Here is a 20058-nt window from a genome sequence, read left to right as displayed (position 1 = left end):
ACCGCAACATCACTGCGGCGGTGCCAGCTGCCGTGACGCCTCGACCGGGTCGCCGAGGACCTGGCTCAGGTCGTACGCCTTGCGGCTGAACGACCGGAAGGCGTGCACGACCTCGGCCGCGTCCACGATCTCGCAGTCGGCGCGGCCGAGCAGTTCGCGGGTGATCACGATGGCGTTCTTCGCGTGCACATACCGATCGACCAGGTGCTCCTGGAGCGCGTCCAGCCCTACGTCCGCCAGCAGCGGCCGGCAGTCCCGCGTCCACTGGGCCAGCCAGGCCGCCCGCTCCAGGTATTCGGCGGACTCACCGCTGCCGTCGTCGAGGGCGGCGAAGGTGGGGGCGAGGGCCTTGAGCAGGCGGCGGACGTAGGCGCCGCGGAGGCCCTTGATCTGCGGATTGTCCTTCTGGAACTCGAACCAGTCCGCCTCGACGCTCCCGATCCACTCCAGGAGCACCGGATTCCGCTCGTAGTACCCGCCCTCGACGCCCTGGAAGACCTGGCGCAGCAGCTCGAAGCTCAGCTCGGTGGACTCGGCCAGCAGGACGGCGTCGTACAGGTCCTTGCCCTCGGGGTGCATATCCGTGATCAGCCACAGGATCTTCCAGGCGAGGGAGAGCTCGGGCGTGGCCGCGTTGAGCCGGATCGGGGGCTCGGGGCTGCCCTGCGGCGGTCCGTCCGGGTCGGCGCGGCGGGGGATCGAGGTGGGGGCCGCGGGCGCGGGCAGCGGCTCGTTGAAGACGAAGTCGAGCTGGACCGTGCCCGGCGGCACGCCGTCCTCCGTGGCCCGCCACGGTATGACCAGGCGGCGGCCGGGGACGCGGTCGTACGTCCAGATCTCGTCGCTGACCGCGCCCCGGGAGTCGATACGGACCGGACCGGCCGCGCGCCGGGCGCGGAGGTCGGCGGCGCGCGCGATGCCGTCGATCATCCGGTCCGTACGCTCGTCCTCCAGCTGCCAGGAGTCGGGCACCACGACGAAGTCCAGGTCCCCGGGCTCGCGCGCCGCCTCGCCGTACCAGGCCCTGAGCAGCACACTGCCGCGCAGCACCAGATGCTCGGCCCACGGTGAGTCGGCGATGGCGGCCAGGACGAGGTCGGTGGCGCGGTGGCGGGCGGCGTACCAGCGGCGGCCGGCCTCCGCGTCCTCGAACTGCGGCTCGCCGGCCCGCATCGCCCGCGCGTGGTGGGCCATCGACGGGTCGAACACCGGGCGCTGCAGCACCCCTTCGCCGAGGACCGGCCGCAGCGACTTCGGCAGCCGCATCTGCTCGGCCGTCGCCTCGGTCAGCTCTTCCTGGGGGATGGTGCCGTCCTCCGGCCACGGGCCCCAGCCGAGCCCCGTCCACGACGCCGACGCCGACGCCGACGCCGACTCTGCCTCTGTCTCTGTCTCTGTCATCGCGCTGCCTCCTCCTCGGCTATCCAGCCCGCGTCCAGGCCCTCGTCGCTGTCATACACGACGAATTCCCGCTCCATCGACAGGATTTCGCGGCCCGCCGCGCGCAGGGCAGCGGTCAGCGCCTCCAGTCGGCGGCCCGCCGTATCGCGGCCGACCAGGCGGCAGCGCTGGGTGACGAAGCGCTCGGCGCGCCCGTCGGTTCGTACCCGGCGGGCGTTGCGGGAGAGGTGGGCCGTGTGGGCGGCGACGAGCCCGGCGAGGGCGGGCGGTGCCTCGGCGGTGTCCAGGAGCAGCTTGATGTGGTGTTCGAAGTAGTAGCGCGGGCCGAGCGCCCGGGCCTCCTCGTCGGACACCGGCACCCCCGCCGCCCACGGTGCGGCCTCGACCTTCGTCCGTACGACCGGGAAGCCCGCGCAGGCCAGCCCGGCGGCTGCCGCATCGGCGGCGGAGCGGGCCGCGGGCAGGGTGCCGTCCGTGCGCAGCGTCAGCATCGGCTGGGAGGGCACGCGGCCACGGTCGAGGACGATATGCGCGAACTTCCAGGCCCGCTCGGCCGCGTACCGCTCCAGCGCGCGGTACGGGAGAGGGGAGTCCGCCCTCCCCGTGACAGGGCGGACCGTCAAATGGATCTCGAACTCGCCGGTGACCGTGAACACACCGGAGATGTTCTCAGGCAGTCGGCTTGTCCAGGATCAGTGTCCGGGCGCCGGGCTGTCGCTGTCGCGGCTACCGCGGCGGCCGGGGCGGGGCCTTCAGTGCCGCGCCCCGGCCGCCGACAGGTAGGGGAAGACGTCGCCCGGCACCCCCGTGGCCGAGCTCGCGTCCAGCCCCAGCTTGACGGGCGCGCCGAGCACCAGTTCGAACATCACCTCCGGTACGCAGTCGGTCAGCCCGCGCCCGTTGCGCCGGTCGACCGCGAACACCGCGTCGCTGCCCACTTCGTAACGCAGCACGTCGGGGAGGAGCAGATCCCGTACGCGGGCGGCGTGCGCCGCGGCGTCGGGCACCGCGCCCACGGCCGCCGCGGCCCGCTCGGCGGCCCGCAGGATCTCGGCCCCGTAGCGGCGCTGGTCCTCGGCGGGCTCGGTGGCGTTGAAGTCGATGTCCTGCTCGGCGTCTTCGAGGTCGAAGAGCGTGTTGAGCAGCGGGTTCGCACAGCGGTTGATCTGCCGCCAGCCGCCCGCGTCGGTGGCCAGCACGGTGGAGCCCCAGAAGCCGATGGCCGCTCCGGCGCCGCCGAGGGCTTCGTCCGGCACCTCCAGGACGATCGCCTGGACGTCGGTGCCCGCGAAGAGATTGGTGGCGCCGGCCGGGTCGAAGTCCGCCAGATCGGGCGCCGTGCCCTGCGCGATGGCGGTCTTCACGGCCGTGACGACCGTGCCCTCGATCCAGAACGGATCCCCGGCCGCGCCCGCCCACGCACGCAGCCCGTCGGGCGTCTGCGCGGGCTCGCCGGTGGTGCCGGTGAGCAGCACGGTGCCGTCGGCGAAGCGGTCGCGGGCGGCCGGGCCGTCGAGGCGGCGCAGCTCCCAGTGCTGGCTGCCGTCGGCGGCCGGGGGCTGGAAGGTGAAGCGGTAGGTGATGTCCTCGACGGCGTCGCCGTCCGTGTCCACCTTGATCTCGTAGCGGCTCTCGTCGTCGTGGAAGCCGCCGCCGCCCGAGAGCGGGTTGACGTTGACGACGAAGACGGTGCCGGTGGTGCCGCGGAACAGGTAGGTGTCGCTGATGTCGAGCCGCGGGTCCTGGCGGGCGAGCTCGGAGTCGTGGTGATGGCTCATCAGCGGTCCTGTTCTGTGCGTGGGGCTCGGCCGCCGCGTTCGGGTGCCCGGAGGGCCGTGCCGAGGCGGTCGCCGTACGTAAAGGGGGGGCATGCGTACGGCCCTCAGGGAGGGTGTGAGGTCGGCGCCGGCACGGTCCCCCGGGGCTTGCACAGGACATTAGGCGGGGGCGGCGGGTGCGGCGAGGAACACTGTGCACAGTGGTGGCGTGCGGCGGTTGCGCTTCGAACGGTGAGCTGACGCTGAGGTGTGGTGGCGATCAGAGCGAGCCCGACGCCCGCAGCGCCAGCCACAGCTCGTACTTCGCGCTCGGCGCGCGCAGCAGCGAGCGCCCCAGCACCTCTTCGGCCCTGGCCAGCCGCTTGCGTGCGCCGGGCAGCGAGATGCCGAGGGCGCTGGCCGCCGCGGGCAGCCGGGCGTCGGCGCGCAGCCAGGCGCGTACGGTCTCGGGCACGGCCGCGGGCCCGGCCTCGTCGAGGGGGCCGAACTGGGCACGGGCCCACAACTCGGCTGCGGGGGAGGACAGCAGGGCGTCGAGCGAGGCGGGGGCTGGGGCGGGGACCGCGGGGGTTGCGGGCGCTTCGGCGGGCGTTTCGGCCGGCGGTTCGGCGGTGCTGGGCGGCGCGCTGTGCAGCCGCAGTGCGAGCCAGGCCGCGGACTGGCCCGCCAGGCTGTGGCCGATGTCCAGGCCGAGCAGGTCGCTGATGAGGCGGATGCGCGCGGCGAGCGTATTGCGGTGGATCTTGAGATGGCGGTTGGCGGCGCCGCCGAAGCTGAGCCATGAGCCGAGCGTGCCCAGCAACTCCTGCGGCCCCGGGTCGGCGCGGCGCGGCGGTACGTACCGCAGGCAGGGCCCCAGCAACTCCCGCGCCCACAGCCGCCCCTCGGGGCTCGCGAGCGCCGTGGTGTCGGTGTGTCTGCCGAAACCGGCGTACCGCTGGGGCGCGCCACGGGCCACGGCGAGGGCGTGGATCGCCTGCTCGTAGCCGACCGCGGTGTCCCGCAGCGGGTGCTCGGCGCTCGTGCCGATCCGGCACTCGGGGACCCGCCGGACGATCAGCCGGGCGAGCCCGTCCGCGCGCTTCGGTTCTCCCTGAGACTCCGGGGGTACGAGCGCGATCAGGTGGTTGGAGCGTACGGGGCAGGGCACGATCCACGCCTGGCCCCGGGCCACTTGATCGATCCGGGACGCGATCTCACGCCGTCGGCGGACCGGACACTCGATCACATACACCCGGGCGAGGGCGGGCAGGACCGTGCCCAGCGCCCCGGCGATCCGCTGCGCGGCGGGCACGCTGCCGACCATGAGGAGGTGCAGCACCGCCTCGCGGCTGTGCGCCTCGGCGGACTCCACGCGCCGACGGGCCCGCTCCGCCTCCTCCAGCCGCCAGCACAGCGCGAGGGTACGGGCGGCGTCGGCTAGCAGCACCCCGCAGCGCGGGTCATCGGGCCCGACGACGGTGAGGTACGGCGGCTCGTCCCCGCCCCCGGCGTCGGCGTGGCCGAGCCGGGCCAGGTGTACGGCGTGGCCACCCTCGCCGCCGAGCACCGCGGAGGGCGTGCCGCGGCGGCGCGGTTCGACGGTGGCGGAGGCGGCGGTGGCGGCGGTGGCCAGCGTGTCCGGGTCCGGGTCCGGCTCCGGTGTGGCGAGGACCGTTCCCGTGGGGCCGATCAGCGCGGCGAGGCCGCCGGTGCGGCGGGTGAGCCAGGCGAGGATGGCGTGTACGGACTCCGGTTCCGCGGCGAGGCGGGCCAGTGCGAGCACGTCGGCGGCGCGGTCGGCCCGCGCTTCCGATGACGCTGGTCCCATGGGGCAAAACTGTAGTGCCGCGGCTTTCGGGTGGCGACGGTGGCGACGGTGCTGTCAGCTAGGGTCGGCCAAGTGACCGCCGTCATAGCCGCGATGCTCACCGCCGTCGTCGGCGTTCTGGGCACGCTCTTCGCCCCCTTGCTCCAGCAACGGATCACCGCCCGGCAGCGCGCCGAAGAGGCGCGGGCCGAGGACCGGCGGCGCCACCTCGAGGACCGCCGGACCGCCTACATCGCCATGAACCGCGCCTCCCGCCAGTTCCACACCCTGCTCAAGGACGCCCTGCACCGGATCAGGGACGGCGTCTACACGGAGGAGGACCGCACCGGGCTCGAGGAGGCCCGGCGCGAGTACCGGGACTGCTACGCCCAGGCGCAGATGATCGTCCCCGAGCGGGTCCTGGCGGCGTCCCGCGACCTCAACACCGTGCTCGCCGGGATCGATGCCATGGCCAAGCGCATCGACCGCGGCCTGCCGCGCGAGGGGGAGACCGCCGCGGCGGCGCTGATCGAGCTCAAGGAGGCCGAGCCGAGGCTGTCGGCGATGCGCCGGGTGATGCGCGAGGACCTGGGCATCACGGACTGACGGGCGCCACCCGCCGCCCGTCGTAGCCACTCACCCCTGCGCCCCCTCACCCCTGCGCCCCCTCACCCCGTCGCCGCACGTCACCCCTGCGCCGCCACCCGCGGCTCGCCGCGAGGTACCCGAGCCCGCACCCCACCCCGGGCCCACCGTGGGTATGGACCGGGGCATCGCAAAGCCCCTCGCCCTCTCGGACGGCACCTTCCGCGACCATGCCCCGTGGCTGTCGAAGGGTGAGACCGAACGTCTGCGCCGCCTGGAGAAGGCCAAGGAGCGCAAGCGCCGCGCCCGCAAACCCGGCGAGGCCAACTCCAGGCGGCTGACTCGCACGTACGACCAGATCGCCCAGCTCCGCGCAACAGCCAAGCGCAGGGCTGTCGACTGGCAGCACAAGACCACCACCGAGATCTCCAAGACGTTCTCGCGCATCGGGGTGGAAGACCTGGCCATCACCAACATGGTCAAGTCTGCCAAGGGCACCCTGGACAACCCCGGCAAGAACGTTCGCCAAAAAGCCGGGCTCAACCGTGCCATCGCCGGGGAAGCATGGGGCAGGACCGTGGCCATGCTGGAATACAAGGCCGCCGACCATGGTGGCACCGTAGTCAAGGTCCCCGCACCGAACACCTCCCGACGATGCTCCGCCTGCGGATTCATCACTCCCGGCAGCCGGGAGAGTCAGGCCCGCTTCGTCTGCAAGAACCCCGACTGTGGGTACGAGACGAACGCCGACACCAATGCAGGACGCAACATTGATCACGCCGCCGGGCAGGCGGTGTCAGGACGTGGAGACTTCGGGGTTACCCGGTCGAAGAAGCGTCAACCACTCACTCAGCCGCACGCGGCCTGAGATGGGATTCGGCCCCGCTCACGGGGCGGAGGGTGTCAAATTGGCCGGATGACCAACGACAACGACATGGTGACCAACGACCCCACGATCAGCGAGCCTTTGCCGCGCCGCCGCATCGGCGTGATGTTCGACCGGGACGGCAAGCCCGAGGAACTGTCCGCGTTCGCACGGGCGGTGGAAGAGTACGGAGCGGACGACCTGTGGGTCGTCGAGGACCTGGGCTGGGCCGGGGCGATCGGCTCGGCGACCCTCGCGCTGGCGGCCACCGAGCGGCTGCGCGTCGGCATCGGGATCGCCCCGGCCCCGCTGCGCAACCCGGCGCTGCTCGCCATGGAACTGGCCACGGTGGCCCGGGTGTTCCCGGGGCGCTTCATCGCGGGCGTCGGGCATGGCGTGCCGGAGTGGATGGCCCAGGTCGGCGCCGCGTCCCCGACCCCGCTGGCCCTGCTCGAAGAGACGATCACGGTGGTGCGCACCCTGCTGCGCGGCGAGACGGCCACTCTCGACGGCCGGGCCGTGCACATCGACGGCGTGACCCTGGTCCACCCGCCCGCTGAGCCCCCGCCGGTCGTCTCGGGAGTCGTACGCCCCCGCTCCCTGGAGCTGTCCGGCCGGGCCGCCGACGGCACGGTCATGGCCGAGGGCCAGGGGCCGGGCGCGATCGCCGCCGCGCTCGGCCATATCGCGAAGGGGCGCGCCACCGCCGGTGCCACCCACCCGCACGAACTGGTCGTCTTCACCCATCTGTGCGTGGCCGACGACCCAGAGCGGGTGGCGACGGACACGGCGCCCGTACGCGACGAGTACTCCGAATGGCTCGGTGTTCCGCGCGAGGAGGTGTTCCTCGCGGCGGGCGACGCCGCTACCGCCGCCGAGCGGGTGCGGGCCTTGTGGGGGGCGGGCGCGGAGACGGTCGTACTGCGTCCGGTGGGCGAGGATCCGCTGGCCCAGGTGTGCTCGGCGCTGGGGGCGTTGGAGCTCTGACGGCCGGTCTCCGATTGCGCGGGATCCTGGCACCGACTTAGCGTAAATGTAACAAATAGGGCATGTGGGGCGTGTCGCTCCTGTGCCCTTCCTCGTCGATGTCGTCCTATGGAGGATCCATGTCGGTGATGACTGGCGCCCAACCCATGCAGCAGATGCAGCCCCAGATGGGCCAGCAGCAAATCACCCAGGTCGTACAGCAGGCCATCCAACAGGCCTGCCAGCAGGCGAGCCAGCAGATCGCACAGCGCATGCAGCACACCATCCAGCAGCTCCAGCAGATCAACCAGCAGGGCCTGGGACAGCAGGCGCACCCGTACCTGGCCATGGCGCTGCACTACTCGCTGCACAACGGGGTCCGGCAGTCGGTGGAACAGGCCGTACAGCAGGCGCTGCCGGTCGCCATCGCGACACTGCTCCAGCAGCAGGGCCAGCAGGGCCAGCAGGGCCAGCAGGGCTTCGGCCAGCAGCAGGGCTTCGGCCAGCAGGGCTTCGGCCAGCAGGGCCAGCAGGGCTTCGGCCAGCAGGGCCAGCAGGGCTTCGGCCAGCAGGGGTTCGGCCAGCAGCCGTACCAGCAGTACCAGCAGCCGTTCGGTATGGGCTGACACCTGGGTTGACGTGGTGCGGTGTGCCCGGAGGAACGGTTCCCGAGCACACCGCATCACCGTGGGAGCGCGGCCCCCGGTCGCCGGAGCACAAACGGGAGCACAAGCGTAAGGACGACGTTGGCGTGGTGAAGGTGGACGTGATGCTCAAGAACAGGCCCGAGAACGACAGCGACGGCGCGGGCGCGGGCGAACCCGGGCGCGCGGGCGCGGGCAAGGAGGAGGGGGCGCGCAAGAAGAACACGCGGCGCCCCCTCGCGGTGCGCCCGCGCCGCGAGCGGTACCTGGTGGCCCCGCTGCCCCAGCATCTGCTCCCGCCCGGGGTGGCCGCGCTCGACATGGACGCGGTGTGCGAGCGGCTGGGCCGGATGCCGGAGGTCGCGGTGGTCCGCCGGCTCCGGCCCGCGGCGAAGACTAAGCCGGACTCGGCGGGGCCGCCCGCCTGCTGCCCGGAGATCGCGGTGGTCGAGGCGGCCGAGGACCAGGTGCCGTCGCTGCGGTCGGCACACGTCCATGTGGAGCCGGACCTGCCGCTGACCGGGGCGGGCGGTGGCGGGGGCGCGGGCGCGGCCGCCGGGCGGGTGGCGGGGGTGATGCCGCTGGCCGACCCGGGTCTTCTCGCCCCGCTGGATACGCCCGTGGAGATCTCGCTGCGAATCTGCGGCCCGGACGAGGAGCCGCTGGCCGGGGCCGGGGTGTTCCTCATCGGGGCGTCCTGGCCGGTCCAGGGCATCACGCGCGCCGACGGGACGGCGACGCTGGTGCTGGCCACCGATACGGCGGAGTCCGTCCAGGCCCTGTACGTCCGCCCCGCGGGCGGCTATGTGGACCGCTGGATCCACCGCCCGGACCTCTCGGACACCCAGGAGAACCTGGTCACCCTCACCCCGCTGGCCAAGGTGTACCCGGGACTCGAGGAGCGGCAGCAGTACGGCTGGGGCCAGCAGGCCATGCGCCTCGACCGGCTGCCGCCGACGTTCCGCGGCTTCGGCGTGAAGGTCGCGGTCATCGGCTCCGGCGTCGCCGCCGACCACCCCGATCTGAAGGACCGGGTGCGCTCCGGGGTGGACCTGGTCGGCGGTACGGAACAGGGCTGGGCGCACGACGCCATCGGCACCGGCACCCACGCGGCGGGCGTGATCGCCGCGGCCGATACGGGCCCCGGCGTCATCGGCATCGCGGTCGACGCCCGTATCGAGGCCTGCCGGGTGCTGCCCGGCGGCCGGTTCAGCGATCTGATCGCCGCGCTCGACCACTGCATCGACGCCGAGGCCGACATCGCGCATATCGCGGTGGCCACCCCGTACTCCTCCGAACTGGTCTCCCGCAAACTCGCCGACGCCCACGCCGCGGGCGTCGCCTGCTTCGCCCCGGCGGGCGACTCCGGCGGGCCGGTCGCCTTCCCGGGGTCGCTGCCCACCGTGTTCACCGTCGGCGCGCTGGGCGCCTTCGGCTCGTATCCGCCCGACACCTCCCAGGCCACCCACGCGGGCCCGCCGCTGACCCCGGAGGGCCTGTTCACCGCGCGGTTCAGCGCGTACGGCCCCGAGGTCGACGCGGTCGCGCCGGGCGTGGCGGTCCTGTCCTGCTCGCCGCACGGCGGCTACGCGGCGCTGGACGGCACCGGACCGGCCTCGGCCCATGTCGCCGGTCTCGCCGCCCTCGTCCTCGCCCACCACGAGGACTTCCGCGGCCAGCTGCCGCCCCGCGGACCCGGCCGCGTCCAGCGCCTGTTCGAGATCATCGCCACCGGCTGCCGCCCGCTGGCCGTCCCCGGCTCCTGGGAAGCGGCCCGCACCGGCCGGGGTCTGCCCGATGCCCTCGTCGCCCTGGGTCTGGCCCCGGGCGTACAACTCGCCCCCATGGCGGCGTCCTTCGCCCCGCCCATGGCGGGCTACGGCGTCTCCCCGCAGTGATGGCGCGGGGCCGTGCCCGGCTGTCGGCGCGGCCCCGGCGGAGCGTCACCGTCCGCGTTGGCGTGGCGCGTTGTGCCAGGAGATCGGGGGATGGGGGGATCGGGATGGACGTTCGGGACATGGTGGCCCTGGGGCGTACGGGGCTGTCGGTGAGCCGCCTCGGTCTTGGGCTGGCCTCCATCGGCGGCCTCTTCGCCCCCGTACCCGCACAGCAGGCCGCCGCCACCGTCGACCGCGCCTGGGAGCTGGGCATACGGCTCTACGACACCGCGCCCGTCTACGGATACGGGCGTTCGGAGACGTACGCCGGAGCCGCGCTGGGGCCCCGCCCGCGCGGGCAGTACGTCCTGTGTACGAAGGTGGGCCGACTGATCGAGCCCGGCGGGCCGGACACCCAGCCCATCTGGGCCGACCCTCCGCCGGGCGTCGGGCCACGCCTGGACTACAGCTATCCCGCGGTCATGCGCTCGATGACGGAGAGCCTGGACCGGCTCGGCCTCGACCGGGTCGACGTACTCCATGTCCACGACCCCGACCAGGACTACCCGACCGCCGTCACCCACGCCTACCGCGCGCTGGCCGAACTGCGCCGCGACGGCGTCATCGGCGCGGTCTCGCTCGGGGTCAACCACGCCGATGTCGCGGCCCGCTTTCTGCGGGAGGCCCCGCCGCCGGGGCCCGACTGCGTACTGCTCGCCGGGCGGTACACCCTGTTCGACCACTCCGGGCTGGCCGAACTGCTGCCGCTGTGCGCCGAACGCGGCGTCGCCGTCATGGCCGCCGGGGTCTACCAGTCAGGTCTGCTGGCCGACCCCCGCCCCGGTGCGCCGCACGGCTACCGGAGCATCCCCCGCGAACTGGGCGCGCGGGTGCGGGCGATCCGGGGCGTATGCGACCGGCACGCGGTGCCGCCCCTGGCCGCCGCGCTCCAGTTCCCGCTGGGCCACCCGGCGGTGGTGACCGTCGTGGTCGGCGCCCGCGCGCCCCACGAGATCGCCGAGAGCGCCGGCCTCCTCGCGCACCCGATTCCGCCCGCCTTCTGGGCCGAGCTCAAGGCCCTGGGACTGCTGCCCGAGGAGGCGCCGACGCCCTGACGCCCTGACGCCCTGACGCCCTGACGGCCAACGCGGTCAGCGCGGCCTGCGCGGTCCACTGGTGGTCAGCGGTCCCAGATCTTGCGGTACGCCTGGCGGTACCCCTCCGAGTCCCAGGACAGCGCGCCACCGCTGTTGGCGGCGGTGGTGATGTGGACCGGGGCGACGTATCCGCTGGCCGGCTCCCCGGCGAAGGCCCGGTTGAACTCGTCGACGATCTGCCAGCCCTGCTCGGACAGCGGCTCGGGCACGGTCGCGGACTGGAACTTCTTGCCGTTGACGCGCTCGAAGGCCGACGGGTCGCCGTCACCGGCACCGATGTTGTACGGGGCGCCGTCGCCGTCCTTCCCCGCGGCGCGCAGGGCGGGGGCGGCATGGCGGAAGTACAGGTCGTTGATGGCGACGGAGTAGGTCCACTTGTCCCCGAACCGCCTGAGCAGGGAGGAGACCTCGTTGATGGAGCGGCTGTTGGCCTCGGGGATGGGGATGTTCTTGTAGTCCAGCAGCTTGACGTCGGAGCAGGTGGCCAGCTCCTTCTTGATCAGCTCGGACTTGTTCCTGGGGAAGTCGGACGTGGTGTCGGTGAATATGACCACGCCCGCATGGCCGTTGGACCGGGCGATGATCCAGTCGGCGCTGATCCTCGCGACATCCTCGACCCTGGACGTCACATTGCTGAAGAGCTTCGGATCCTTGCTGGGGCCGGGGGCGGTGGTGGCGTGCCAGCCGATCACCGGGATGCCGGCCGCGTCGGCCTGCTGGATCTCCTTGGGGATGATCTCGGGGCCGAAGCCGCTGATGACGATGCCGTCCGGCTTGCTGTCGACTGCCTCCTTGAAGGCGGCCTTGACACCGGCGGTGGTGCCCTTGCCGTTGAGGATCCGGGCGCGCCAGCCGACGACCTTGGCGGCCTCCCCGACACCCTGGGCGACTCCGGCGGGGCCGGGGTTGGCCAGGGTGTGCGCGATATAGACGATGGTCTTGCCGCGCACGGCCTTGGGCCCGCTGGTGGGGCCGGTCCAGGGCGCGTCCACGTCCTCGGCCTTCTCGACGGCCCGCTTGGCCTTGGTGAGCACGGTGGGACAGCCGGGCTTGGCGGAGCCCGAACCGGACACGTCGGCGTCGGAATCCGCATCGCAGCCGGCGGCGGTGGCCACGGCCAGGAGCGCGGCGGCGGTCGCGACCGCCTTGCGGGTGGGGTGCACGGGTCTCCTCGCGGGGCAAGAAGGGGCTACGACTTCAGGGCGGGGGAGGTGGCGGAAAAACAGGGTACGGGTGGGTGGGAGAAGGCAGCGTAAGGGCGGTTGGCGGAGACACAGCGTACGGGGCAGGGGTCCGCTCGGGCGGCGGGGAGTCCCGTGAAGAGCCCTCAAAGCGTCTTCAAGGGCGCCTTTTCGATGGGCAAATGCCGCAGAAAGCACATGTTTCCTGGTCTTAATCGCCTATGCCTTGCATGCCTGCGCGCAAACGGTAGTGTTCAGCGCCGGTCGGACTGTGGCGCGATTCCATCGTTCGCACGCGGGCGTGAGCCGTCGCGCGCGCGGGCGAGGTGCTGAGAGCGTCATGCTCCCCCGGTCGTCGGCGGTCGGCACCAACAACACCTCGGTCACCGCTCAGAAGCACATGAAAGGAGGCCCGGGGTGTCTGTGGACACGGTGGACCCATCGCTCGGACCCAAGCCCGAAGCCGGTTCTGAACCCAGTCCCGATCCCGACTCGTCCGACAGTGCGCCGCTGACGCCGCGGACCCGCCGGAGGGCGGCAGCGCTTCTCGACCGATGGCCGTTCCGGCGCAAACTCAATGTCCTGGTGGCCGTGCCCGTCGCGGTCGTCGGCGTGCTGCTGGCCGTCGGCGTCACCAGCGAGGTGAACCAGGCCCAGGACGCCGCCCGGACCGCCGACGTGGTGCGTGACAGCACGCAGGTCGCGGAGCTGATCAACGACCTCCAGTCCGAACACCGCCAGGCGCTGCTGCTGTCCGTGCAGCACGACGCGCTCCGGCCCGGCACCGCCCTGCCCTCGACCAACGCCTACCGCAAGGCGCAGCGCAAGACCGACGAGCAGGCATCCGCCGTGCGTTCGGCCTTCGACGAGCAGGGCCTGCCGAAGGAGGAGGCGCAGGCGCTGGAGTACGTCCGGGGCCTGGCCGTACTGCGCGACAAGGTCGAACGGGGCTCGGTCTCGGCCGCCGGCATCAGCCCGGCGTACTCGGCCGCCGTCGAGTACCTGATCGACGGCATCGGGCTCGACACCTCCTCCGGCACCTCGTCGTCCTCGATCATCCGGCTGCTCGACGCGGTGCTGCGCGCCGACGCCGCCCACGCGGCCTTCGAGAGCGGGGTGTTCTCCGCACAGACCCAGGACGCCAACGCCCTCACCGAGTACAGCCACGCGGTCAGCGCCCACGCGGTCTACGACTACCAGGTGGACCGGTTCAGCAGGATCGCCACCCGGGAACAGGTCCTGGCCCTCAGCGGCATCGAGCGCGCGGCCGAGCAGAACGGCATCTCGGACCAGTTCGCGGAGCTCCAGATCGACCCGAGTTCCCTCCAGGGCCAGTCGCCGCAGCAGCTGCGCAAGGCGATGGCCGCCGGAAGCGACCAGGCCGGGGCCCGCCTCGACATCACCCGGTCGCTCATCGGACAGATCGCCGACCAGGCCGACGGCCTCTCCAAGAGCGCCCTGGACAAGGCAATGGCCATGATCGCGCTCGCCCTGCTCGGCTTCGCCGTCTGGCTGACGTTCTCCGTCCTGGTCCGCCGCTCGGTCGTACGCCCCCTGGCGGCCCTGACCGGCGCCGCGCACCAGGTCGTCGATGTGGCGGGCCAGGAACTCGCCCGGGTCGAGGAGGACGACGAATCGGCGGAGCGCACCCCGCTGACCCCGCAGCCGATCCCGGTCCCGGTCCGCGACGAGATCGGCGACCTGGCCGAGGCCTTCAACCAGGTGCAGATCACCGCCGCGGCGCTGCTGGAGCGGCAGGTGCTCAGCCGCCAGAACGTCGCCGAGATGTTCGGCAACGTCGGGCGCCGCGTCTCCAACCTGACCTCGCGCCAGCTCATGCTGATCGACGCCGTCGAACGCGAGGAGACCGACCCCGAGATCCTGGAACGGCTCTACCGCATCGACCACATCGCCGTACGCCTCCAGCGCAACGCCGACAGCCTGATGCTGCTCGCCGGCATCCGGGAGACGGATGTGGAGGCCCGGCCGATCACCCTGGCCAACGTCATCCGGGCGGGCCTCGGCCGGATCGAGGGGTTCCAGCGGGTGACCCTGCGGTCCGAGACGGAGATCACCGTCGCGCCCGACATCATCGCCGACCTGACGCTGATGCTCGCCGAGCTGCTGGAGAACGCGGTCTCCTTCTCGCCCTCCCACACACCCGTCGAGGTGGTCGTCCGGCCCGGCAGCGACGTCAGCTCGGACGGCGGGGCGCTGATCGAGGTCATCGACCACGGCCTGGGGATGAGCGCGGAACGCCTCGACGAGGAGAACGCCCGACTCGTCCGCCGCGAGCGGCTGGACCTCGTACCGAGCAAGGTGCTCGGCCTCTTCGTGGTCGGCAGCCTCGCCCGGCGCTGGGGCATCCGGGTCTCCCTGAGCCGTACGCCCGGGGGCGGGGTCACCGGCTCCGTCTGGATCCCGGCCGCGCTGATGCTGACCGTGAGCCCGCTGGACCTGACGCCGGCCACGGACGCGGCGACGGATGCGGCTACGGCGGCGGACGCGGCCAAGGGCGGGACCGTATGGGAACTCCCGGCGAGGCCGGACCCCCTGACGCAGCCCGAGCGGGAATCCGCCGAGCGGGATTCCGCCGCGCCCACGCCGCTGCCCGTACGGACCCCCACCACCGCGCCGGCGCAGCCGGGCGGGCTGCCCCGGCGCATCCCGAACCGCAAGGGTTCGGACGGGCCGGCCGCCGACGCGGCCACCAGGACATCCACCATCGACTCACCGCCCTCCCGCCCGCTGCGCAGGCGGGTACGGGGAGCGACCCTCGCCACGACCACGGCGCCCGCCGACCGGGGCATCCCGGCCGTGCGCCGGCCCGTCGACGCCGAGGCGGTCCGTACCGAACTCGACGAGTTCGAGGCCGCCGTACGCAGGGCCCACCAGGACAGCGCCGCCACCCCGACGGAGCCGGCACCGTCCCCATCACAGAGATCCCGGAAGGAGTCGGGCAGTGACAACGCCGACAGATAACGGCAGTTCCGAGGAGCGGGCGGAACCCACCGATCTGCGCGCCGCCGCGGCCGACTTCACCTGGCTGCTGGACCGGTTCGCGAGCGAGACCGCCGGAGTGGTGGACGCCATCGCGGTGTCCTCCGACGGCCTGCTGATCGCCGTCTCCCAACTGCGCGAGCAGGCCGACTCGGAGCGGCTTGCCGCGATCGTGTCCGGCATCACCAGCCTCGCCGCGGGCGCCTCCGGCAACTACGGCCTCGGTGGCCTCAACAAGGTCATCATCGACCTGGAGGGCGGCCATGTGCTGGTGTCGGCCATCGGCAGCGGGGCCGTTCTGGGCGTAGTGGCCTCGAAGGAGGCCAAGCTGGGCAATATCGCCTATGAGATGGCCCTGTTCGCCAACCGGGCCGGAGCCGCGCTCACTCCCCAGCTGGTGCTGGAGCTGAAGAAGAGCGCCGGTTCCACCCCGGCCGGCTGACCCGTCCCACCACCACACAGGGGCACAGGGCACAGGCATTCAGGAGAGGATCGTGATGGCCGCCGGTGAACCAGTACCGCACGAGGCAGCGGGCAGTGCGGGCGGGGCAGGCAGCGCGGGCAGCGCCTGGGATGCGCCGGAGCCGACCGGCCGCGCCTCCGCGGTCCGGCCGTTCCTGCTGACCGCCGGCCGGGTGTCGGGGAGCGGCGCCGCGCCGTCGCTCCCGGTCGAGTCCCAGGTCGTGGCGACCCCGACCGGGCTCTCCGCCCTGGACTCGCTCGCCTTCGAACACCACGACCTCGTCGCCGCCTGCCGACGCCCGCAGTCGGTGGCGGAGCTCGCCGCCCAGCTGCGACTGCACCTCAACGTGGTCCGGGTGCTGGCGGGGGACCTGTGCACCGCCGGACATCTGGCGGTCCATGTGCCCAACGCCAAGGCGACCCAGGACATCTCCGTACTGCGAAGGGTTATCGATGGTCTCCGTGCCGTCCCCGACTCCCGGGGCACACTCCGCGACAGCAGCTGAACAGCCGTCGGCCGGCCAGCCGCCGCTGCCGGTCAAGCTGGTCATCGCCGGCGGCTTCGGGGTCGGCAAGACCACGGCGGTGGGCGCGATCTCCGAGATCCGCCCGCTGACCACCGAGGCCGCGATCACGGAGGTCGCGGCGGGTGTGGACGATCTCACCCACACCCCCGGCAAGACCACCACCACGGTCGCGATGGACTTCGGCTGTATCACCATCGACCCGACGCTCAAGCTGTATCTGTTCGGCACGCCGGGCCAGGACCGGTTCGGCTTCATGTGGGACGACGTGGTCGAGGGCGCCCTCGGCGGCCTGGTGATCGTGGACACCCGCCGGCTGGACGACTGTTACGCGGCGGTGGACTACTTCGAGCACAAGGACGTCCCCTTCGCCGTCGCCGTCAACGCCTTCGACGGGGAGGTGCAGCACGACCTCGACGAGGTGCGGTGGGCGCTGGACATCTCCGAACACGTACCGCTGGTCGTCTTCGACGCCCGCGAGACGGGCTCGGTCCGGGACGCGCTGCTGGTCGTACTCGACGTCGCCCTGACCCGAGCGCAGAGCGCGGCGGTGAGCTGAGGCGTGAGCTGAGGAGGCAAAAACGAGCGAGGAGTGGAGGAGCGGGGGAGGAGGATGGCGGGATGACCACCACCTCGCGCGCCCATTCGTTCAACGCGGCCGCCGCCCAGTACGCCGCGAACCGCCCCTCCTACCCGCCCGCCCTCCTGGACACCATCGATGAGCTCATGGACCGTCCCCTAGCCGGTGCCCGCGTTGCCGACGTCGGCGCGGGCACCGGAATCGCCACGGCCCTGCTGCGCGAACGCGGCGCCGACGTGACCGCCGTAGAGCCCGGCGACGGCATGACGGCCCAGTTCCGCCGTACGCTGCCCGACACGCCGATCGTCCGCGGCGACGGCAACGCCCTGCCCCTCGCCGACGCGTCCCACGACCTCATCACCTACGCCCAGTCCTGGCACTGGACCGACACCACCCGCTCCGTCCCCGAGGCGCTGCGCGTCCTGCGCCCGGGCGGCGCGCTCGCGCTCTGGTGGAACACCAGCGCCCTCGATGTGCCGTGGATCGCCGCGCAGGACGAGCGCATCGCCCACCACTGCGGAGTGAAGTCCCCTTCCAAGGAGCGCCCCGACGACGACCGCGCCATCCAACTCGCGGGCCTGGCGGGGCTGAGCGTCACGCGCCGCAAGCTGCGCTGGAGCCGCGCCGTCCCTCTGGACACCCATCTGGCGAACATCGGCAGCCACTCGGCGTTCCTCGTCCTCGGCGAGGCCGGCGCCCGCGCCTTCCTCACCGAGGAGCGCGGCCGCCTGGGCGCGATCTTCCCTGAGGGGATGGTGGAGGAGACGTACGTAGTAGACCTCCTGGTGGCGACCCGGCCCTAACCCTGCCGAACGCCCGCGCCCGTGTCTGTGTCGGCCGCGGCACGACTGGCCAGCCGCTCGTAACGCTGACGGGCGGCCTGCGGAGTCCCGAGCCCGAGCCCGAAGGCCACCTCCTGCCACGTCATACCGCGCCCCCGCGCCATCTGGAGCAGCCCGACCTCCAGCTCGTCCATCTCCCCGCGCACCAGCGGTACGAGGCTCAACGCGGCGGTGATATCGGCCTGATCCACCTCCGCCTCCCCATCAACCGGCTGCGCGGCCCCACTGAGCAGGAACGACACCAGCCTGACGGCCTCGTGCGGCCCGATGAGCGAAGCATGCGCCTGCCGCCGACGCTGCTCGTCGGTGGCGGCATGCCGCTCGGCGATGCGCATCAACGACGCGTAGACGCGGTGGGCTCGTGCCTGGTCCGGTGACGGGGGTGTGAAGGGATCGGGGTGCTGATCGGGAGTTGACGACATGGGATCAGGGTGGGTGACGCACGATCTGATGTCAACTGATCGTTTTAAACAGATCGTTCAAAGAGTGCGATGGTGTGTGACCGACTATCCGACGTCCACCACCGGAACCCCAGGAGCGAAGAGGCTGACCGCGGCGCTCAACCGCTCCCTGTCGAGGCCCCAGCCGCTCTCCGGCCGGGAGATGTCGACGTCGGCGGGAAGGTGCGGCGCCAGGGCCCGCATCGCGGTGCGGCCGACCGGCCCCCGGATGCTTCCGGGCACCGCCGGCGCGCCTTCGCGCCTGGCCAATCCGATGTACGGGATCGAGGCGGCTGAATGCTGTCGCCAGAGAACGACGGCCGTGATGTCCTGCCAGGGCACGTGGACCGCGCCCGACCGGCGAAGGGCAGGATTCCCGCCGAACAGCACACCCGTCTCGTCGACGCGCAGCGCCACCTTGCCGTTCATGGCGGAATACGCCGTGAACAGCCCTCCGACGACGCAGAACGGCAGCACCAGGATCCGCGCGTACAGCGGTTTGTCCGGGAGCGTCACCGCGCCCACCGCGCCGATCGCGAGAAAGATGATGATGAATACGTTCTTGCGATTCCATCCGTAGCGCACCTCGTACACCATGGACCCCCCCGTCCGTTATGGACGGATTGTGGCAGTCCTCTGTGTTCCGTGGGAAGGGACGCGGTGCAACTCGACCGTGCGGGTGCGGGGGCCGGGTTCAGAGGAAGCTCAGAAGTTCCTGTGAGAGTCTGGCGCGCCTCACGGACCGGCACACCCGGCGCCCGTGCGTGCGCCGACTTCTCATGGTCACCTCTGGAGGAAAACCTGATGAGCCTCACCGTCGTCAACGGCCTGCCCGCACACGTCCTGTTCGTGCACTTCGTCATCGTGCTCGTTCCCCTGAGTGCCCTGGCGGTCGTGGTCGGCGCGATATGGCCGAGTGCCGCCCGGCGGATGGGGGTTGTGCTTCCGCTGCTGGCCCTCGTGACCCTGGTGAGCGTGCCCGTGGCCACGCAGGCCGGTGAGTGGCTGGAGGAGCACGTCGACAGCAACGCCCTGGTGCGCAGGCACGCCGAACTCGGCGACGGGTTGCTTCCTTGGGCCGCGGGCCTGTTCGTGCTGGCGACGGTGGTCTGGTGGACGACCCGCAGGTCGACGTCGGTGGAGGCGGCCCCCGGGGAGCAGAACCGGGCGGCCGCGCCCCGGTCCGCGCTGGTCGTCCGTGTCGCGGCGGTGGTGCTCTCCGTCGGGGTGGCCGCGGGCGCCGTCGTGGACGTGTACCGGATCGGCGACTCCGGAGCGAAGGCCGCCTGGCACGACGGCTTCTCCAGGACCGCCGACGGCGAACGCGGCGACAACCGCTGACCCCCTCGGCCGGCTTTTAGTGGGCGGTTCGTAAGGCTATGTCCGTTTCCGGCTGGGGGTGGGCGCAAGGTCGCTGGTGGAGGTTCCGTCGGCTATTGCTTCCGGGTGAAGTTGCCGGTGTCGGCCTCGGTAAGGATCCCGAGTTTGACCAGGCGTTTCAGCTTGGCGCGGGTGCCTTCGACGTTCTTCGGCAGCAGTTCGTGGCCGAGGGCTTCGCAGACGTCCTTGGCCCGTAGCAGCCCGGTCGCGTGGTTGAAGGCGTCGAGGATGCGAGGGTAGTCCGGGTGCTCGGGCAGGTCCGGCGCGGCGGCCGGGAGCCGGTCGGCGAGGCCGGTGACGGTCTTGCGGGTGATGGCGAGGTGCTCCAGGTGTGTCTCGGCCTGGCGTAACCGGGTCTGCAGGTCGTCGATCTGTGCGCGGAGGTCGTCAGCCAGGGCCCGGGCAGCGTCTTCCTGGAGGTCCAGGGCATCGAGCAGGGGCCGGAGATTCATGCTGCCGCCGCCTGCGGCGCGCGCCAGGTGGGGGCGTTCTCGCCGGTGAGGCGTCGGGTCATGACGTGGGTCATCGCCCAGTAGACGCGGGAGGCGGAGGAGGAGGGGCGGTGCTCGTAGTCGCGGACCAGTCGC

At 72.2% G+C, this 20058-nt stretch carries 20 protein-coding genes and 1 pseudogene; 12 read left to right on the top strand and 9 right to left on the bottom strand.

Translation table 11 applies throughout. From position 1 onward, the window contains the following. Positions 1 to 9 precede the first annotated feature (9 nt). The 4 genes from ACH4U7_RS12995 to ACH4U7_RS12980 form a co-directional block, all read right to left on the bottom strand. The gene (locus ACH4U7_RS12995) at positions 10 to 1401 is read right to left on the bottom strand and encodes a nucleotidyl transferase AbiEii/AbiGii toxin family protein (RefSeq protein WP_398528020.1); all 1392 of its coding nucleotides are present in this window, start codon (positions 1399 to 1401) and stop codon (positions 10 to 12) included. Then, positions 1398 to 2057 (bottom strand): hypothetical protein, encoded by a 660-nt coding sequence (locus ACH4U7_RS12990; protein WP_398528019.1) that lies wholly within the window; start codon positions 2055 to 2057, stop codon positions 1398 to 1400. The genes ACH4U7_RS12995 and ACH4U7_RS12990 overlap by 4 nt, the downstream gene beginning before the upstream one ends. Positions 2058 to 2153: 96 nt before the next feature. Next, positions 2154 to 3179, bottom strand: a complete 1026-nt coding sequence (locus ACH4U7_RS12985; protein ID WP_398528018.1) for a DUF4331 family protein — start codon at positions 3177 to 3179, stop codon at positions 2154 to 2156. A 259-nt stretch (positions 3180 to 3438) separates the two neighbouring features. Beyond that, complete coding sequence (locus ACH4U7_RS12980; RefSeq protein WP_398528017.1) at positions 3439 to 4989, bottom strand: helix-turn-helix domain-containing protein; 1551 nt, start codon at positions 4987 to 4989, stop codon at positions 3439 to 3441. A gap of 72 nt (positions 4990 to 5061) precedes the next feature. Between ACH4U7_RS12980 and ACH4U7_RS12975 the strand changes: the two genes are divergently transcribed. From ACH4U7_RS12975 to ACH4U7_RS12950, 6 genes are all read left to right on the top strand, one after another. After that, positions 5062 to 5574, top strand: a complete 513-nt coding sequence (locus tag ACH4U7_RS12975; protein ID WP_398528016.1) for a hypothetical protein — start codon at positions 5062 to 5064, stop codon at positions 5572 to 5574. A 52-nt stretch (positions 5575 to 5626) separates the two neighbouring features. Then, positions 5627 to 6421, top strand: a complete 795-nt coding sequence (locus ACH4U7_RS12970) for an RNA-guided endonuclease InsQ/TnpB family protein (RefSeq protein WP_398528507.1) — start codon at positions 5627 to 5629, stop codon at positions 6419 to 6421. A gap of 66 nt (positions 6422 to 6487) precedes the next feature. Continuing rightward, positions 6488 to 7405 (top strand): LLM class flavin-dependent oxidoreductase, encoded by a 918-nt coding sequence (locus ACH4U7_RS12965; protein WP_398528506.1) that lies wholly within the window; start codon positions 6488 to 6490, stop codon positions 7403 to 7405. Positions 7406 to 7524: 119 nt separating this feature from the next. Next, on the top strand, positions 7525 to 8010 hold the full coding sequence (locus ACH4U7_RS12960; protein ID WP_398528015.1) for a hypothetical protein: 486 nt from the start codon (positions 7525 to 7527) through the stop codon (positions 8008 to 8010). Between the two features lie 143 nt (positions 8011 to 8153). Then, a complete protein-coding gene (locus tag ACH4U7_RS12955; protein ID WP_398528014.1) occupies positions 8154 to 9926 on the top strand; it encodes a S8 family serine peptidase in 1773 nt (590 codons plus the stop codon). Positions 9927 to 10030: 104 nt separating this feature from the next. Beyond that, positions 10031 to 11020, top strand: a complete 990-nt coding sequence (locus tag ACH4U7_RS12950) for an aldo/keto reductase (RefSeq protein ID WP_398528013.1) — start codon at positions 10031 to 10033, stop codon at positions 11018 to 11020. A gap of 65 nt (positions 11021 to 11085) precedes the next feature. On the opposite strand, the gene ACH4U7_RS12945 is transcribed toward ACH4U7_RS12950, so the two are convergent. Beyond that, positions 11086 to 12225, bottom strand: coding sequence for a substrate-binding domain-containing protein (locus ACH4U7_RS12945; protein WP_398528012.1), 1140 nt, complete (start codon positions 12223 to 12225; stop codon positions 11086 to 11088). Between the two features lie 603 nt (positions 12226 to 12828). On the opposite strand from ACH4U7_RS12945, the gene ACH4U7_RS12940 reads away from it, so the two are divergent. The 5 genes from ACH4U7_RS12940 (at position 12829) to ACH4U7_RS12920 (ending at position 17612) form a co-directional block, all read left to right on the top strand. Then, on the top strand, positions 12829 to 15225 hold the full coding sequence (locus ACH4U7_RS12940) for an ATP-binding protein (RefSeq protein ID WP_398528011.1): 2397 nt from the start codon (positions 12829 to 12831) through the stop codon (positions 15223 to 15225). Then, positions 15206 to 15685 (top strand): roadblock/LC7 domain-containing protein, encoded by a 480-nt coding sequence (locus ACH4U7_RS12935; RefSeq protein ID WP_385626724.1) that lies wholly within the window; start codon positions 15206 to 15208, stop codon positions 15683 to 15685. Before ACH4U7_RS12940 ends, ACH4U7_RS12935 begins: the two co-directional genes overlap by 20 nt. A 55-nt stretch (positions 15686 to 15740) precedes the next feature. Next, a complete protein-coding gene (locus tag ACH4U7_RS12930) occupies positions 15741 to 16211 on the top strand; it encodes a DUF742 domain-containing protein (protein WP_398528010.1) in 471 nt (156 codons plus the stop codon). After that, complete coding sequence (locus tag ACH4U7_RS12925; protein ID WP_358645091.1) at positions 16159 to 16788, top strand: ATP/GTP-binding protein; 630 nt, start codon at positions 16159 to 16161, stop codon at positions 16786 to 16788. Before ACH4U7_RS12930 ends, ACH4U7_RS12925 begins: the two co-directional genes overlap by 53 nt. 62 nt (positions 16789 to 16850) lie before the next feature. Continuing rightward, positions 16851 to 17612 carry a class I SAM-dependent methyltransferase gene (locus ACH4U7_RS12920; RefSeq protein WP_398528009.1) on the top strand — a complete coding sequence of 254 codons (762 nt, stop codon included), beginning with the start codon at positions 16851 to 16853 and terminating at the stop codon, positions 17610 to 17612. On the opposite strand, the gene ACH4U7_RS12915 is transcribed toward ACH4U7_RS12920, so the two are convergent. Next, complete coding sequence (locus tag ACH4U7_RS12915; protein WP_398528008.1) at positions 17609 to 18073, bottom strand: DNA-binding protein; 465 nt, start codon at positions 18071 to 18073, stop codon at positions 17609 to 17611. The two genes, ACH4U7_RS12920 and ACH4U7_RS12915, sit on opposite strands and share 4 nt — an antisense overlap. A gap of 84 nt (positions 18074 to 18157) precedes the next feature. After that, on the bottom strand, positions 18158 to 18688 hold the full coding sequence (locus tag ACH4U7_RS12910) for a hypothetical protein (protein WP_398528007.1): 531 nt from the start codon (positions 18686 to 18688) through the stop codon (positions 18158 to 18160). Positions 18689 to 18895: 207 nt separating this feature from the next. Between ACH4U7_RS12910 and ACH4U7_RS12905 the strand changes: the two genes are divergently transcribed. Continuing rightward, complete coding sequence (locus ACH4U7_RS12905) at positions 18896 to 19432, top strand: DUF2231 domain-containing protein (protein ID WP_398528006.1); 537 nt, start codon at positions 18896 to 18898, stop codon at positions 19430 to 19432. Positions 19433 to 19524: 92 nt separating this feature from the next. Here the strand turns inward: ACH4U7_RS12905 and ACH4U7_RS12900 are convergent, their stop codons facing one another. Both ACH4U7_RS12900 and ACH4U7_RS12895 read right to left on the bottom strand, forming a co-directional pair. Then, positions 19525 to 19923, bottom strand: coding sequence for a hypothetical protein (locus ACH4U7_RS12900; protein ID WP_398528005.1), 399 nt, complete (start codon positions 19921 to 19923; stop codon positions 19525 to 19527). Beyond that, positions 19920 to 20058, bottom strand: a pseudogene (locus ACH4U7_RS12895) (IS5/IS1182 family transposase); the annotation flags it as partial. The gene ACH4U7_RS12900 and the pseudogene ACH4U7_RS12895, both read right to left, overlap by 4 nt.

It is taken from the genome of Streptomyces sp. NPDC020845 (assembly GCF_044334165.1).
Classification (GTDB): Bacteria; Actinomycetota; Actinomycetes; order Streptomycetales; family Streptomycetaceae; genus Streptomyces.
This window is presented reverse-complemented; position numbering and strand designations above follow the sequence as displayed.

Excerpts from the sequence above, each read along its gene's own strand:
- ACH4U7_RS12995 (WP_398528020.1), bottom strand. The coding sequence starts at position 1,401 with ATGACAGAGACAGAGACAGAGGCAGAGTCGGCGTCGGCGTCGGCGTCG.
- ACH4U7_RS12985 (WP_398528018.1), bottom strand. The coding sequence starts at position 3,179 with ATGAGCCATCACCACGACTCCGAGCTCGCCCGCCAGGACCCGCGGCTC.
- ACH4U7_RS12980 (WP_398528017.1), bottom strand. The coding sequence starts at position 4,989 with ATGGGACCAGCGTCATCGGAAGCGCGGGCCGACCGCGCCGCCGACGTG.
- ACH4U7_RS12965 (WP_398528506.1), top strand. The coding sequence starts at position 6,488 with ATGGTGACCAACGACCCCACGATCAGCGAGCCTTTGCCGCGCCGCCGC.
- ACH4U7_RS12960 (WP_398528015.1), top strand. The coding sequence starts at position 7,525 with ATGTCGGTGATGACTGGCGCCCAACCCATGCAGCAGATGCAGCCCCAG.
- ACH4U7_RS12955 (WP_398528014.1), top strand. The coding sequence starts at position 8,154 with ATGCTCAAGAACAGGCCCGAGAACGACAGCGACGGCGCGGGCGCGGGC.
- ACH4U7_RS12950 (WP_398528013.1), top strand. The coding sequence starts at position 10,031 with ATGGACGTTCGGGACATGGTGGCCCTGGGGCGTACGGGGCTGTCGGTG.
- ACH4U7_RS12930 (WP_398528010.1), top strand. The coding sequence starts at position 15,741 with ATGGCCGCCGGTGAACCAGTACCGCACGAGGCAGCGGGCAGTGCGGGC.
- ACH4U7_RS12925 (WP_358645091.1), top strand. The coding sequence starts at position 16,159 with ATGGTCTCCGTGCCGTCCCCGACTCCCGGGGCACACTCCGCGACAGCA.
- ACH4U7_RS12920 (WP_398528009.1), top strand. The coding sequence starts at position 16,851 with ATGACCACCACCTCGCGCGCCCATTCGTTCAACGCGGCCGCCGCCCAG.
- ACH4U7_RS12915 (WP_398528008.1), bottom strand. The coding sequence starts at position 18,073 with ATGTCGTCAACTCCCGATCAGCACCCCGATCCCTTCACACCCCCGTCA.
- ACH4U7_RS12910 (WP_398528007.1), bottom strand. The coding sequence starts at position 18,688 with ATGGTGTACGAGGTGCGCTACGGATGGAATCGCAAGAACGTATTCATC.
- ACH4U7_RS12905 (WP_398528006.1), top strand. The coding sequence starts at position 18,896 with ATGAGCCTCACCGTCGTCAACGGCCTGCCCGCACACGTCCTGTTCGTG.
- ACH4U7_RS12900 (WP_398528005.1), bottom strand. The coding sequence starts at position 19,923 with ATGAATCTCCGGCCCCTGCTCGATGCCCTGGACCTCCAGGAAGACGCT.